Consider the following 15,735-nt stretch of genomic DNA (forward strand, 5'->3'; position numbering starts at 1 on the left):
GGGCATATGCTCTCAATCTATGAGTAGAGGAACGCTATGAGCGAATCAAGTATTCTTGTCAGCGGCGCAACGGGCCGCACGGGTGGCGCAGCGATCGACGAGTTGCTCCGGATGGGCAGGCGCGTACGTGCTTACGTGCGATCGGACGATGAGCGCGCAGCAGCGCTGAGGGCGCGCGGCATCGAGATCGCGGTGGGAGACTTCTCTGATATCGATGCGATTCGTGCCGCCATGGAAGGGGTCAGTTCTGCCTACTTCCTGCATCCCATCGCACCGGGAATTCTCGGCGCCGCGGCATACTTCGCACAAGCCGCGAAGGAAGCCGGCGTCTCCGCGATCGTGAACATGTCGCAGATCTCGGCGCGGCGGGAATCCACCAGTCATGCAGCGCAAGATCACTGGATTTCAGAACGAATCTTCGACTGGTCGGGCGTGCCGACCACGCATCTGCGCCCCACCTTCTTCGCTGACTGGCTGGTCTATCCGCATTTCGCCAAGCAAATCTGGGCTAGAAAGAAGATCGACTTTCCCTTTGCGGATGGACGTCACGCTCCCATCAGCTCGGACGATCAAGGACGCGTGATTGCACACATCCTCGCCAATCCCGCAAGCCATGGCGGCAAGACTTACACGCTGCACGGCCCGGTCGAGATGAATCACACGGAAATCGCTGCCGCCATGAGCCAGGTACTTGGCGTGAACATAGAATACGCGCCGACTTCCATTGAAGACTTCAAGCAGCAGATGGAGGAGGTGTATAAGTTTCCGCCCTTTCTTGTTCAGCATCTTGTCGAAGTGGCGCAACACTATCGGGAAGGGGTGTTCGAAGGCACTAACGATGTCGTCGAGACGATCACAGGAAGGCCCGCGCTTTCAGTCCCTGCTTTCATCGAGCAGAATCGGAGCGTTTTCGCCTGACGACCGCGCGAAGCGTCGGGTCATTTGAACGGCTTTTTATGAGGAAATGCGAGATGCAGGAAGTGCAACCGGTCGGAGTCGAACAGTGCAATTGCTTTGCTGTGAGAAAGGCCGCGCGCCAGATCTCGCGTCTCTACGACGCCTTCCTTGAGCCTTCTGGCCTTCGCATCACGCAATTCCTTATCCTGGCAACGCTGGATGAGCAGCAGAGCGCGTCGATCAATGCCCTGGCCGAGCGCCTCGATATCGAGCGCACGGCCATGGGAAAGATGATCGGCTTTCTGGAGCGGGATGGTTTTGTCACGATGCGGCCGGCGCCAACAGATGGTCGCGTCCGTATCGTCGAACTCACCGCGGAGGGCAGGGCTCTTTTCGAACGGGCGACGCCGCTCTGGCTCGAAGCGCAGCATCAGTTCAGCGTCATGAACGGGGCAAAGAAGGTAGCCGGGCTGCGTCGAAGTCTTGCAGGGATGAAGGTCGATGGCGGACCGTCATCCTCGCTGGAAGAGCTGAGTTGATCGGTATATTCTTGAGTCAGGCACGCAGATCTTCTTCTGCCAACTTGAATCGATATGGCTACCGATCCGATGTCCAGCACCCGTCAGGGGATTCTGGACTTCCTGCTCGAGCGAAAGAGTGGTTCGACGGTCGATGAAATCATCGAAGCTATCGGCTTGAGCAGGACTGCGGTCAATCAGCATCTGATCGCTCTGGAACGCCGCAATCTCATCGAAAAGGGCACGCCCAGAAAAACCGGCGGACGGCCGGTCCAGGTCTATGTGCTCACTCAGGAGGGCACGAATCAGTTTCCCAAGCAGTATTCGTGGTTTTCCGCTTTGCTGGTTTCGACTTTGCGCGATGAACTGGGCCCCGAGCGGCTCGATCGCTACATGTTCGATCTGGGTGTCAAAACTTCGGCGAGCATGATTCCGCGCCTTGTCGGCAAGACGCGTTCCGAGCGCGTCACTGAAACCGTCAAGATCATGAACGAAGCAGGCTTTCGGGCTATGGAGATCGGTCCGGACCGCGTGTCTACGCTATCGCGCGTCGAATGCACCAACTGCGTGTACCACGATCTGACAAAAACGTATCCCGAGGTGTGCCGTTTCGATATCGGCTTTCTCACGGGGCTGATGGGCACCGAGGTCGAACATCAGGCCTGCATGCAACGCGGCGGCGACGCCTGCCGTTTTCGCTTCAAGCCATTCCCCTAGATCGCAGCCGGTCTGTTATCGAACGTTCGCTCGATATCGGTGTGGGACACCGTCTCTCACAGCGATTCTGCTGTCACTCGCGCTCCGCTTTCGCAAAGTTGTAACAGTCGAGCCTTTCAACACTTTTGACTATTGTGCCTGTCGAAAGCAATGCCTATTGTGATGCCACGGGCCTTGCTGCCTGGCCAGCGTGACACGCGCGGTCCAGATATCTATTCGATGGAGGCATCAGATGGCCATTGATTTCACGATGTCCTTGGCGCAAAAGGCGGTGCAAGCGAGAGCACGGGCGTTCTCGGAGAACGTTCTGGCACCGTTGATTCGTACGGCTGATCCAGATGCCGATCTGGCCACGGCATTCGTGAAGAAGAAGCCGGCATACGTCGAGGCTTATCGGCAAGGTATTGCGACGGCGATGCTGCCAGCGGCATATGGAGGAGGGGGTTATTCATGTCTCGACTTCACGATAGCCACGGAGGAGATATCGGCGATAGATCCGGGATTCGCATGCACCGTGCTTTGCAATGGTCTTGGACTCATGCCGGTCATCTGGTACGGCACGGAAGAGCAGAAACGACGCTTCGTCGGCGCGGCCACATCGGATCCCAGCGAACAGTATCTCGCCGCCTGGACGGCGGCCGAGCCGCGTCGATCGCCGCTTGCGGTGAATGACATCGAAGACCCGCGTTCGCTGTCCGACATCGAATTGACCGCGGCCCTGCGCGGCGACCGCTATGTGCTGAACGGAAGAAAGAAGTGGTCGTCGGCCGCCGGATGGGACGGACTCGGCGCCGATTGTCAGACGGTCATCGTTCGCACGGACAGGAAAATCGTGGGCGCACGAGGCCTTTCTGCGATTGTCGTGGAACGCGGCACGCCGGGCATCGCGTGTCATGCGCCGGCACGCGACGACGATCGAATGGAAACGACCGCCACCATTGAATTCGACGATGCCGAGGTCGCCGCGGAAAATCTGCTGCCGGGTAGCGAAAGCAATGGAGATCGGGTCATCGACCGAAACTTCGCATGGTTCGGACCGATGGCAGCTATCGCGGCGGCCGGCGTTGCGCGCGCGGCTTATGAAGTGGCTCTGAGATTCTCCAAACGATACGCGGGCCGCTCGCTCGCGCCCCTAAGCCGCTTGGAGAATGTGGGCATCATTCTGGGTGACGTCGCGGCCAAAATAGAATCCGCTCGCTACTTTGCGTGGCGCGCGGCCGACTATCTCGACAAGCACGATCAGCATGGCGAAATCTTCGGCGCGATGTGCAAGATCAACGTCACCGAAATGATGTTCGACTGCGTGTTCAAGTGTATGCAGGTCGTCGGTTCCCGCGAAGGCGATAGCGAATTCGGTTTCAACAGACATTTGCACGATGCCGCATTGCTGCCCATTTATGACAGCGGCAATATGGCCGCGCAGCGGCGTCGTGTGCGGGGCATCATGGCGCACGAACGGTTCAATCCGCGGGCCGCGCTCGATGACGACGCTGTCTTTTCCCTGTCGCTCGCAGAGGGCGTCGGATGAAGCGAGGTCATTGACTCAATCAACATGAGCGTACGCTCGATATGCTTCGAACGATGCAGACGTCAGGGGCTCATTCAATGCCAATCGACTTCACACTGACCGGCGCGCAACGGAAGTTGCAGAAAAACGCGCGCGAATTCGCCATGGAGATTCTCCACCCGGTGGTCAGGCGAGCGGATGAGGAACGTGATACACAGAAGGCATTCGCCATCACGAAGAGTGCCTATCTCGAGTGCTACAAGCTCGGCTTTGCAACGGGATTCCTGCCGCGAGAGTATGGCGGCGGCGGTATCAGCAATGTGGACTTGCAGGTCGTCGCGGAAGAGATCACTGCTGTCGATCCTGGCTTTGCAACCGTTTTGCTGGTGAACGGCCTCGCGCTGATGCCGATCGTCTGGTTCGGATCCGACGCACAGAAGCAGAAGTGGCTGCGACAGGCCACGAGCGATCCACGCGGAGAATACATCGCCGGATGGACGGTCAGCGAGGCGGTCGGTGAAACGGGCGGCACTGCAAATTTCGATCATCCCTCGGCGCATCCGGCGGGCATCGGTCTGGTCGCGAAGCATGACAAGGGTCGCGGCGAGTATGTGCTGAACGGCACCAAGTACTGGCCGTGCAATGCGGGCGGATGGGATTTGAAGGGCGCGGACGTGAACGTCTGTATCGTGCGCACCGATCCGGAAAAAGGCGGGCGGGAAGGACTGAGCGCGATCGTCGTGCCCCGAGGCACTGCGGGTGTCGCTTACGGCGAGCCGATTTCCAAGCTCGGGCATCGTTTATGCCAGAACAATGCGATGACGTTCTCGGACTGCCGCGTTTCCGAAGAGAATGTGTTCGCCGTAGGGGACGGCGACCTCGTCGTGAGTAAGGCATTCACGTGGTCCGGGCCGGTGGCGGCCATCGCGGCGGTCGGCGTTGCGCGATCGGCATATGAGTTTGTCCTGAACTGGTCGAAGACGCACAGCGCGGGCGGCGGCTCGCCCATGATTCATCACCAGGCGGTCGGCTACATGCTCGCGGATATCGCGATGAAGATCGAGGCATGCCGGGCCTTTTCGTGGAAAGCGGCGCATTATCTCGACCAGTTCGATTCGGAGGGCCATGCCGTCGCAGCGATGGCCAAGGTGTTCTGCGGCGAAGCGCTGTTCACCGCGGTCTTTCGGGCGCTTCAGATCATGGGCGTGAACGCGCTCGACAGGCAGCATCCGATGGAAAAATTCCTGCGCGAAGCCGCCGTGTTTCCTTTGTACGATGCGGGCAATATAGGAATGCAAATGCGCAAGATCTGGGGTGTCATGCTGGACGACCAGTTCGATCCGCGGGCGATTGCCGACACCCGCCAAATGACCTTCCGTAAATCGATGGAAAGCGCGGGCGCCTTGCTGCCATGAAGCGGCGCGAAATACTATTGGATGCGTCGAGCATATCAATCGACGATGCGGCAATACCAATGGAAGGCTGTCAATGCCGGCCTCGCTTCATAGACTGTTAGACAGGTCGACGCGGAGAGCCGGACATGGACGACATCATCAGCAGGCAACGCCGCCGCACGCTACGCGCCGGTATCGCCATAATGGGCGCGGGAGCATGGCATGTCGCAACCGGGGCGCGCGCACAGTCAACGCAAACGCAGGCGTCCGGTAGCGGTGCGACGCTCGACGATATCCGGCAGATCGACGCTGGCGTCCTCAATGTGGGCTACGCGCAGGCAGGTCCGCCCGATGGTCCCGTGGTGATCCTTCTGCACGGCTGGCCGTACGATATTCATAGCTACGCCGACGTCGCGCCCCTGCTCGCATCGAACGGATATCGCGTGATCGTGCCTTACTTGAGAGGCTACGGCTCCACGCGCTTCCGCTCGCCGGAGACGCCGCGCAACGGGCAACAGGTCGTCACCGCGATCGATGTCGTCGCGCTGATGGATGCGCTTCGAATCGATCAGGCCGTGCTCGGCGGATACGACTGGGGCGCGCGCAGCGCGGATATCGTCGCCGCGCTCTGGCCCGAACGCGTGAAGGCACTGGTTTCGGTGAGCGGCTATCTGATCGGCAGTCAGAACGCCAACCGCAAGCCGCTGCCGCCTTCGGCCGAACTCCAGTGGTGGTATCAGTACTATTTCGCCACGGAGCGCGGAGCGCTCGGCTACGCGGCGAATGTCGATGCGTTCAACAAACTCATCTGGCAACTCGCATCGCCACGATGGACGTTCGACGACGCGACCTATCGACGTTCGGCCGCCGCGTTCCGTAATGCGGATCATGTGGCGATCGTGATCCACAACTACCGATGGCGCCTCGGCCTCGCGCAAGGCGAGCCGCAATACGACGCCCTTGAACAGCGACTGGCCGCCGCACCCACGATCTCTGTGCCGACGGTCACGCTGGAGGGCGACGCGAACGGCGCTCCGCATCCCGAACCGGCGGCATACACGCGGAAGTTCAGCGGCAAGTACGCGCACGAGACGATCGAGGGCGGCGTTGGCCACAACTTGCCGCAGGAAGCACCCCGTGCTTTCGCCAATGCGATCGTGCGCGCTGCCAATCTCTGACAGCCGCCGATCAACACGACTGCTGCGCACTCAAAGAGGCCGGTTATGCCTTTCCACATGAAGACATCCGACGCATGGTCACGGACGATCGTGATGATGCATTCGTGCATGAATCCTGCCGGCCTCGCTATGCCGCCGCGCGAAGTACACGCGCTGCGCGACAAGGCCGCCGATGCATTCGGCGATGCACTCGTGGTGAGCGTGATAGAGCGCCCCACACCGACGACCGCCACGATCTGCTGGCGCGATCCGACACGCTGCAGCTATCGCGATCAGTCATGGAGAATCCGGCGCGCGCGTAGACGCGGACGGTGCGCAATGAGCGGCGAGTCGATTGCGGCAGGCGATTTCGTCTATGCACCGATACGAACGTCCAGCGTGTGCAACGGGCACGCGATGATCCTCGCGTCCGTGATCGAGCAATACGCGTTGTCTTGAGGAGCGGTTCAAGCCGTACCCTGATGCGCGGTCAGCGCGGTCGCGACGCGTCCAATCGAATCCGGAGCCAACGAGGGCAGGATCGTTGAGGCGACGCACGCGATTCCGATGCCGAGCACCTCCGCCTTCCTGACCAGATCGGGCAAATTGCGCGAAGCCATCTTCCTCATGACCTGCCCACGATAAATCTTCACGGTGACTTCGCTCAGGTTCATATCGTACGCAATCTGCTTGTTCAGCATGCCCGCGACGACCCGTTGCATCACGTCCTTTTCGCGCACGTTGAGTGACTCGTACGACGAAAGCACGAGGGCGAGCGCCGCTTCGGAGGCTCGGCGTGCCGCATCGCGCTTCAGTGCGTCCGCGATCGCATCGAGCATGTCCTGGTCGCGGAAAGGCTTCTCGAAGAAGTCGAGCGCGCCGGCTTTCATCGCCTTGACGGTCATCTCGATGTCGCCGTATGCGGTCATGAAAAGTATCGGCATGCGCACGCCGTAACGCGCTACGTCTGCCTGAAACGCGAGGCCGCTCGCGCCGCGCAATCGAACGTCGAGGATCAGGCAGCTCGGCACATCGTACTTGGGGAACGCAAGGAACTCGGCGGGCGAATCGAAGGTCTGGACGCGCAGCCTGACCGAACGAACGAGGCTTTGCAATGTGAAGCGAATGGACTCGTCGTCATCGACGACATACACCACTGGCGTGTGCTCGTCCGGCCCCGTATCACGGGACGTGGATTGCGGTACGGAGTTCATCTTTGCTCCTGTGCAGAGACCTTGCGCACATGAATCCGGGGCAAGAGTCGGGATCTATACGACAGGAAAATCACGGCAGGAAAGGGGAAGGGTCGAAGCGGCCGACTCATTCGGCCCAGTCATTTGGCCGATCGGAAGCCGGTAGATGTTATCCTCCGCGATGCAAATCACTTTAGCAGGATTCGATAAAAAAATTCTGCCGCGTTATGGGCATTGTGGGTAGCGATTCGGATTCCGACGCACCGTCACGGGTCGAATATGCTGCGGCGAAGCGGCTGCGTCTCGCGCTACACGCGACCTCGTATAGCGCGATATACGTTGGTATAGACGCGCCTCCGGCACGCTGTTTCGGCCACTATAGTTTCCTCATCACGCGACCGAAAAAGACAGCATCGCATCGCGGCCGCAACACGTTGTCGAGAATGTGCTGTCACTGAATCGGATACTGCCCCGCTAGGAGAGCGACATGACCTTGGATAGCAACAACGCGCAGATCGGAATCGAACGTCGCAGCCCGTCGTACTGGCGCGTCATCGTGAATAACCCGCCGTTCAACATATGCGGGCCGGATATGCTGCCGCAACTTGGCGCGGTGGTCACCGCGCTCGAAACAGACCCGCATGTGAAAGTGGTGGTGTTCGAAAGCGCAGTGCCGGGCTTTTTTCTCACGCATTACGATTTCATTCCGCCGCTCGAAGCGACGACGAGCATGGCGGCGGGTCCGACCGGTTTGCCGCCGCTGCCCGACATGCTCGTGCGTATCGGCCGGTCGTCGGTGATCTCCATCGCGAAGATTCGCGGCCGCGCAACGGGAGTCGGCAGTGAACTGGCGCTTGCGAGCGATATGCGCTTCGCCAGCCGCGAGAAGGCGTTGCTGTCGCAATGGGAGATCGGTGCGGCGCTCGTCCCCGGAGGCGGGCCGATGACGCGGCTGTCACGATTGATCGGCCGGGGGCGCGCGCTCGAAGTGCTGACGAGCGGAAACGACTTCGACGGCGCGCTTGCGGAACGATACGGATACGTCAACCGTGCATTGCCCGACGACGAACTCGACGACTTCGTCGATGCACTTGCCACGCGCATCGGTTCGTTCGACAAAGAATCGCTCGCGGTCATCAAACAGCATGTCAATGCAGAGACGCTGCCGCCGGATACGTCCGTCGCACCCGAGTGGGATGCCTTCATTGCCGCCGTTCAGCGGCCTGCCGCTCAGGAAAAGATCGCGCAATTGATGCAGATGGGCCTGCAAAAGAATCCGGACGTGGAAGCGAGGCTTGCGGAATACACCGGATCGCTGTGGCGCTGACCGTTCTACCGGAAAGCGACGAACGCGACGGAAGGTTTGGCGGGCTCCTTGCGTGATAGGCTACTTTTCGCTTCGGGAAACGATACGTGTCGTCGGATGCGAATCGATTTTGTCGGAAGAGAGCGGCGAAAGGGAGCATCTCATGGACCTCACCGGCTTTTCGCTCGAACCCTTGCATGACGACGGCGACCTCCTCACGTACCGCGCGAATCGCCCGGATTCGCCGCTCACGCTGCTCGCGCGAGTAGCGAATCAGCCGGCGTCGCAAAGTATTGTCCGGCTCGAACACGAATACAGTCTGGCGCCGTTGCTTGCGCCCGAGTGGTCCGCGCAACCGCTCGCGCTCGATCTCGGCCGCGTGCCGCCCGTGCTGATTCTCGACGACAGCGGCGGCGATCCGCTTATCCGGGCGCTGGGCAAGCCGCTTGCACTCGCGCGCTGCCTGCGCATCGGCGTGAACCTCGCGCGGGCCATGGTCGAAATGCACGCGCTTGGCATCGTGCACAAGGACATCAAGCCCGCGAACGTGCTCGTCGATAGCAACGACGAGGTGCGCCTGACCGGCTTCGGCATTGCATCGCTGCTGCCGCGCGAGCATCAGCCGGCCGTGCCGCCGGAAGTCATCGCGGGAACGCTGACCTATATGTCGCCTGAGCAGACCGGACGCATGAACCGATCGATCGACGCGCGCAGCGATCTGTACTCGTTCGGCGTGCTGTTCTACGAGATGTTGACAGGCGCGCCGCCATTCGCCGCATCCGACGCGATGCAGTGGATCCATTGCCACATTGCGCGCCGCCCCGTGCCCGCGACGGAGCGCGTTCAAGTCTTGCCTGCGGTCGTCGGACGCATCGTCGACCGGCTGCTCGCCAAGACCGCGGAAGAGCGATACCAGACCGCGCTCGGCGTGCTCGACGATTTGCGGACCTGTCTCACGGCATGGGAAACAAGTGGCGACATACCGGATTTCATGCTCGCGACGCGCGATGCCTCCGACCGCTTGCTCGTCCCGGAAAAACTCTACGGGCGCGACGCACAGATCGATGCGCTGCTCGCGGCCTTTGACCGCGTCGTGAAGCAGGGCGACGCGGAAGTCGTTCTTGTCTCGGGTTATGCGGGCATCGGGAAGTCGTCCCTGGTCAACGAGTTGCAGAAGGCGCTCGTACCATCGCGTGGCCTCTTTGCATCCGGCAAGTTCGACCAATACAAGCGCGATATGCCGTATCTGCCGCTTACGCAGGCGTTCCAGTCGCTCGTGCGCGTGCTGCTCAATAAAAGCGATGCGGAGTTGAAGCACTGGCGGCTCGCACTGACACAAGCGCTCGCACCCAACGGCCAGTTGATGATCGGCTTGATTCCGGAGTTGGCCTTGATCATCGGCGAGCAACCGGCGGTGCCGGCATTGCCGCCGCAAGAAGCGCGCAACCGCCTTCATATCGCGTTTCGACGTCTGCTTGGCGTGTTCGCGCGACCGGAGCATCCGCTTGCGTTGTTCATCGACGATCTGCAATGGCTCGATGCGGCCACGCGGGAACTCATCGAAGATCTCGCGGCGCACACGGACGTGACGCACTTGCTGTTGATCGGCGCATATCGCGCCAATGAAGTCGAGCCGGGACATCACCTCGCGCAACTGATCGGCGCAATGAGCGGCGCAACGGGCGACGCGGGCATGAAGGTGGAGCATATCGATCTCCAGGCGCTCGGCACTCACAGTACGACGGAACTCCTCTGCGATGCACTACGCTGCGGCGCGCAGGACGCGGCGCCGCTCGCGCAACTCGTGCATGAAAAGACCGGCGGCAATCCATTCTTCCTGATCCAGTTCCTGACGATGCTCGCCGATGAAGGACTGCTCGCATTCGACCATCATGCCGGCAACTGGACGTGGGATCTGGCGCGTATCCGCGCGAAGGGATTCACCGAGAATGTCGCCAGCCTCATGACGGCCAAGCTTGGCCGCCTCCCGCACGCGACGCGCGAAACGCTGAGCCGCCTCGCGGTGCTGGGCAACGTGGCGAAAATCGACGCGTTGATGCGCGTCTATGGCGAACCCGAGGCCGCGATCGACGCAAAGCTGTGGGAGGCCATGAAGAGCGGTCTCGTTCGTCGTGCCGGCGATGCCTATGTATTCGCGCATGACCGGGTGCAGGAGAGCGCTTATGCGCTGATTCCGCAAGACGAGCGGGCCGCGATACATTTGCATATCGGCCGCGCGCTGGCTTCAGGCGAGTCGTCGAACGATCACGGCGAGCGCCTCTTCGACATCGTCAATCATCTCAATCGCGGGGCCGAGTTGATGACCGATGCGAGCGAGCGCGAACGCACCCTCGTGCTGAACGGCGAGGCGGGACGGCGCGCGATGAGTTCGGCCGCGTTTGCCGCGGCGCGCAACTACCTTGCGCAAGGGGTCGCGCTCTTGTCCGCCGATGCGTGGACGCACCACTACGCGCGTACCTTCGATCTCTATCTGGCGTTCTCGGAATGCGAATACCTGGCTGGCCATTTCGCGGTTGCTGACGCGCTTTTGGGCATGATGCTCGAACGCGCATGTTCGAGCCTGGACCGGGCCAAAGTCTTCGGCTTGCGGATGGAGTTGTACCAGGTCGCGGGCCGGTTCGACGACAGTTTCGACGTGGCCGTTCTCGCGTTGCGCGAACTGGGCGTGCTGCTGCCGCTGCACGACGACGCGGTCGGCGCCGAGGTCGATCGGGAACTGCGCGATGTTTCGGACGGTCTCGCAGGACGCGCCATCGAAACGCTGGTCGAAGCGCCAGTCGCGACCGAGCCGGCCACATGGACGATCATCGACTTGCTCGTGGAGTCGATGCCCTGCGCATTCATCGCGCGTCCGGCTTTCTATCCCCTCATCACGTTGAAGGCGGTGAATCTGTCACTGCGGGCGGGCAACACCGACAAGTCGAGCTTTGCCTATGGCAACTACGCGCTGATGCTGGTATCGAGTATCGGCGACATTGCGTCCGCGGTGCAATTCTCCGAGATGTCGCTCACGTTGAACGAGAAGTTCGGCAACCGGCGCTTCAAAGGCAAGCTGCTGCATCTTCATGGCAATCACATCAATTTCTGGCGTCGTCACATCGTGACCGATCTGCCGATTCTCGAGCGCGCGAACACCGCGTGTCTCGAAGTCGGTGATCTGGCGTTTGCCGGATACCTTGCCTTCACCACCGTCTGGCAGACGATCGAAAAGGGTACGCCGCTTGCCGAAGTGCTGCAGCTTTCGGAGCGCCACGCATCGTTCGCACGCCAGAGCCGAAACGACGCGGTGTACGAGACGATTCGCCTGCAACAGCATTTCGTGACGACCCTGCGAGGCGAAGTCGGCAACAGCACACCGGCGGAGGTCCGCTTCGACCCCGAGGCGGCGTTTTCGGTCATCGTGCGGGCAAACTTCGGCTGCGGTATTGCGTTCCGGCACATCATGGACCTGATGCTGGCGTATCTGGAAGGGCGTTACGACGACGCGCTCGATGCCGCTCAGCGCGCACAGAGCAATCTCGATGCCGCGATGGCGCTGCCGATCGAAGCGACGTTTCACTTCTTTCAAGCGCTGACTTTGGCAGCGCTCGACGCATCGGCAAGCGAAGAAGAGCGGATTTCGCGGCGCCGCACGTTGCACGCCGTGTGCGCCAGGTTCGCGGATTGGTCGAGCCATTGCCCGAGCAACTTCCAGCATCGCCACGCGCTGTTATCCGCCGAGGCCGCGCGACTGGAAGGCCGCGCGTCCGATGCCATGCACCACTACGAAGAAGCGGTGCGCTCGGCGCGCGAGCATGGCTTCATACATCATCAGGCGCTCGCGCATGAACTTGCCGCGCGCTTTTTCATCGAGCGTGGTCTGGAGACGATCGCGGACACGTATCTGACGAACGCACGATCCTGCTATGAGCGCTGGGGCGCGCACAGCAAGGTTCGCCAACTGGCGCGAGACCACGCGCAGATTCAGCGCTCGCCGGCGAAGTTCGACGGAACCATCGCGACCACCAGCGAGCAACTCGACCTGGAGACGGTGGTCAGCGTGTCGCGCGCGATCTTCAGCGGCGTCGATCTGACCCAATTGATTCACACGCTGATGAAGCTATCGCTGGAGCATGCGGGTGCGAATCGCTGCCTGTTGCTGCTCAAGCGCCGCAGGGAAATGCGCGTCGAAGCCGAGGCAACGGCGAGTGCGGATCGCGTCGAAGTGCGCTTGCTCAGGTCGCGCGTCGATCAAGTGGACCTGCCGGAATCCGTGCTGCGCTACGTGATGCGCGCGAGTGACAGCCTGCTGCTTCACGATGCATCGTCGACGAATCCCTACTCGTCGGACGAGTACGTCATGCGTCACGATTGCCGTTCTATCTTGTGCTTGCCGCTCATCAAGCAGACCCGCCTGATCGGCGTGCTTTATCTCGAGAACAATCTGGCGTCGAACGTCTTCACGCCCGCCCGCACCGCTATTTTGCGGCTGCTTGCATCGCAGGCGGCGATGTCGCTCGAGACCGCGCGCCTCTATGCCGATCTGCAACATGCGGAAGCGCTGCTGGCCGACGCGCAGCGACTGAGCGACACCGGAAGCTTCGACTGGCACGTTTCGAGCGGCGAGATGGCCTGGTCGAAGCAAAGCTTCAGGATATTCCAGTACGATGCCGACACGGTGCCGACGCTCGAACTGATGCTCGCGCGCGTTCATCCCGACGACGTCACCTTCGTGCGCCTGATGCTCGATCGGGCGATGCGTGAACGCCAGCCCTTCGATATCGAGCACAGGCTGCTGATGCCGGATGGCTCGACACGGCACCTGCAACTCGTGGCGCACGTGGTTGACGAGATCGACGACGGCATACGCGTGCTCGGCGTACTGAAGGACATCACGACGCGCAAGCAGGCCCATGCCGCGTTGCTGCGCAGCGAGCATCGCTATCGCAGCCTTTTCTTCGACATGCCCGTGGGACTCTGGCAGATCGACGCCCAGCCGCTTATCGCCTTGCTGTCCGATCTGCGCGCGCAAGGCGTGGAGAGTCTGTCCGACTATATCGACGATCATCCCGGATGGCTGAACCGCGCAATGGAGCTGCTCGTCATCGAGGAAGTCAATCATCATGCGGCGGCCATGTTCGGCGCGCACGACACGAACATGCTGCTCGGCCCATTGCCCTGGGTGTGGCGAGAGAGCCCCGGCACCTTCCGGCGCGCGCTGGAAAGCCGTTACGGCGGCGCATCGTTCTTCCAGGAGACGACGAGAATTCCGACGCTCGACGGACGGATCATCGACGTCCTGTTGACGATCGCACGGCCCATCGCGGCCGAGGATCTCGGTATCGCGCTGATCAGTCTTGTCGATCTGACGGAGCGCATCCGCGCGCAGGACATGTTGCAGCGGCTTCAGGCGGATTTCGCCCACGCGGCGCGCATTGCCACGCTCGGCGGACTGAGCGCATCCATCGCGCATGAACTGAAGCAGCCGCTGGCCGCGATTACGATGAACAGCGCGCTCAGCACCCGCTGGCTCGATCGCAAGACACCCGACGTGAACGAAGCGCGCCTCGTCAATCAGCGCATCAGGATCGATGCGCAGCGCGCGGTGGATATCGTCGATCGCATCAGGGCGATGGCGATGCGCCGCAGACTGACGCGCGCCGCCGCGCCGCTCGATGAACTCATCGACGAAGCGCTGTTGTTTCTTCAGCATGATGTGGGCTCACGCGGCGTCACGATCGAACGCAAGCGCGCGAGCCCCGCGCCCGTTGTCGTCGTCGATCGCGTGCAATTGCAACAGGTTATCGTGAACCTGGTCGTCAACGCGATGCAGGCCATGGAAGCGGCCGCCGTGAGCGCCTGCATCGTCACGGTACGCACCCACATGTCCGAGTCTTCCAGCGTCACGTGCTGCGTGGAAGACAGCGGTCCGGGACTCGATGAAGAGGACATGGCGCGCATCTTCCAGAGCTTCTTTACGACGAGAGAAAGCGGCATGGGCATGGGCCTCGCAATCTGCCGGTCGATCATCGAGGCGCATGGCGGACAGATCGATGCCGACAACGCGTCGGCGCACGGCGGCGCGCGCTTTTTCTTCACGCTTCCCATGGCGCAGTCCGGCCCATCATGAATCCGATTCACATGTTGCGGAGCCGATCATCATGCATGTTCGATATCAATCCATCGCTGTCGGCGAGTTATCGATTTTTTATCGTGAATCCGGCTGCGACAATCGACGCGTCGTGCTCCTGCTGCACGGATTTCCCTCGTCGTCACGCATGTTCGAACCGCTGCTGAGAAGCCTCGGCGACGAATATCGCCTGATTGCACCGGATTTTCCGGGCTTCGGTCATAGCGACGCGCCTTCCCCCGAGACATTCGCCTACACGTTCGATCACATTGCCGAGGTGATCGGGGACTTCGTGGATGCGCTGGGACTTGAGTCGTACACGCTCTACGTGCAGGACTACGGCGGGCCAGTGGGTTTTCGGCTTGCGCTCGCCCATCCCGAACGTGTAGAGGCGATCATCGTGCAAAACGCCGTGACGCACGAGTCGGGTCTCGGGCCGTTATGGGATACGCGTCGCGCGTTCTGGGCCAATCGCCACAAATATCAGGCTGCGGTCGAGCAGAACCTGATGTCGCTCGCGGCCGCGAAAGCGCGTCATGTCGGCACGAGCCCGTACGCCGATCGATACGATCCCGATTTGTGGACCGACGAATTTGCGTTTCTGTCGCGCCCGAACCAGACGAGAATACAGAGCGATCTCTTCTACGACTACCGGACCAACGTCGCTTCCTATCCGAAGTGGCAGGCATGGCTTCGCCGCCATCGGCCGCGCATGCTGGTCGTATGGGGACGTTACGACCCATCGTTTCTGCCGGGCGAAGCGCATGCGTACCGGGACGACGTTCCCGATGCGGAGGTTCATTTGCTCGATGCCGGGCATTTCGCGCTCGATGAGAAGGCCGATGAAATCACCGAGATCGCCCGCGATTTTTTACGCCGTTCAAGTTAGCGAAAACATACCGGCGGCATGATTCGC

General features: G+C 61.2%; 11 protein-coding genes. 10 read left to right on the plus strand and 1 reads right to left on the minus strand.

Going from position 1 to position 15,735, the window contains the following annotated elements:
- Positions 1-36 precede the first annotated feature (36 nt).
- The 7 genes from AWB70_RS17250 to AWB70_RS17280 all read left to right on the plus strand — a co-directional run bounded on the left by AWB70_RS17250 (position 37) and on the right by AWB70_RS17280 (position 6,649).
- Positions 37-918 carry an NmrA family NAD(P)-binding protein gene (locus AWB70_RS17250; protein WP_053570520.1) on the plus strand — a complete coding sequence of 294 codons (882 nt, stop codon included), beginning with the start codon at positions 37-39 and terminating at the stop codon, positions 916-918.
- Between the two features lie 53 nt (positions 919-971).
- Positions 972-1,436 carry a MarR family winged helix-turn-helix transcriptional regulator gene (locus AWB70_RS17255; protein WP_053570519.1) on the plus strand — a complete coding sequence of 155 codons (465 nt, stop codon included), beginning with the start codon at positions 972-974 and terminating at the stop codon, positions 1,434-1,436.
- Positions 1,437-1,505: 69 nt separating this feature from the next.
- Positions 1,506-2,132, plus strand: coding sequence for a helix-turn-helix transcriptional regulator (locus tag AWB70_RS17260; protein ID WP_232355603.1), 627 nt, complete (start codon positions 1,506-1,508; stop codon positions 2,130-2,132).
- A gap of 232 nt (positions 2,133-2,364) precedes the next feature.
- On the plus strand, positions 2,365-3,660 hold the full coding sequence (locus AWB70_RS17265) for an acyl-CoA dehydrogenase family protein (protein WP_053570518.1): 1,296 nt from the start codon (positions 2,365-2,367) through the stop codon (positions 3,658-3,660).
- A 77-nt stretch (positions 3,661-3,737) separates the two neighbouring features.
- The gene (locus AWB70_RS17270) at positions 3,738-5,054 is read left to right on the plus strand and encodes an acyl-CoA dehydrogenase family protein (RefSeq protein WP_053570517.1); all 1,317 of its coding nucleotides are present in this window, start codon (positions 3,738-3,740) and stop codon (positions 5,052-5,054) included.
- Positions 5,055-5,179: 125 nt separating this feature from the next.
- Positions 5,180-6,211: an alpha/beta fold hydrolase gene (locus AWB70_RS17275; RefSeq protein ID WP_053570516.1), complete on the plus strand. Its 1,032-nt coding sequence runs from the start codon at positions 5,180-5,182 to the stop codon at positions 6,209-6,211.
- A 57-nt stretch (positions 6,212-6,268) separates the two neighbouring features.
- Entirely contained in the window at positions 6,269-6,649 is a 381-nt protein-coding gene (locus AWB70_RS17280) for a DUF3331 domain-containing protein (RefSeq protein WP_060854111.1), read from the plus strand.
- An 8-nt stretch (positions 6,650-6,657) separates the two neighbouring features.
- Here the strand turns inward: AWB70_RS17280 and AWB70_RS17285 are convergent, their stop codons facing one another.
- Entirely contained in the window at positions 6,658-7,404 is a 747-nt protein-coding gene (locus tag AWB70_RS17285) for a response regulator transcription factor (RefSeq protein WP_014193410.1), read from the minus strand.
- 466 nt (positions 7,405-7,870) lie between these two features.
- Here AWB70_RS17285 and AWB70_RS17290 point away from each other — a divergent pair, with 466 nt between their 5' ends.
- The 3 genes from AWB70_RS17290 (at position 7,871) to AWB70_RS17300 (ending at position 15,708) form a co-directional block, all read left to right on the plus strand.
- Positions 7,871-8,710 carry an enoyl-CoA hydratase/isomerase family protein gene (locus AWB70_RS17290; RefSeq protein ID WP_053570514.1) on the plus strand — a complete coding sequence of 280 codons (840 nt, stop codon included), beginning with the start codon at positions 7,871-7,873 and terminating at the stop codon, positions 8,708-8,710.
- Positions 8,711-8,852: 142 nt separating this feature from the next.
- Complete coding sequence (locus AWB70_RS17295) at positions 8,853-14,819, plus strand: ATP-binding sensor histidine kinase (RefSeq protein WP_053570758.1); 5,967 nt, start codon at positions 8,853-8,855, stop codon at positions 14,817-14,819.
- 31 nt (positions 14,820-14,850) lie between these two features.
- On the plus strand, positions 14,851-15,708 hold the full coding sequence (locus AWB70_RS17300) for an alpha/beta fold hydrolase (protein ID WP_053570513.1): 858 nt from the start codon (positions 14,851-14,853) through the stop codon (positions 15,706-15,708).
- Positions 15,709-15,735: the final 27 nt, after the last annotated feature.

It is taken from the genome of Caballeronia cordobensis (genome assembly GCF_001544575.2).
GTDB lineage: Bacteria > Pseudomonadota > Gammaproteobacteria > Burkholderiales > Burkholderiaceae > Caballeronia > Caballeronia cordobensis.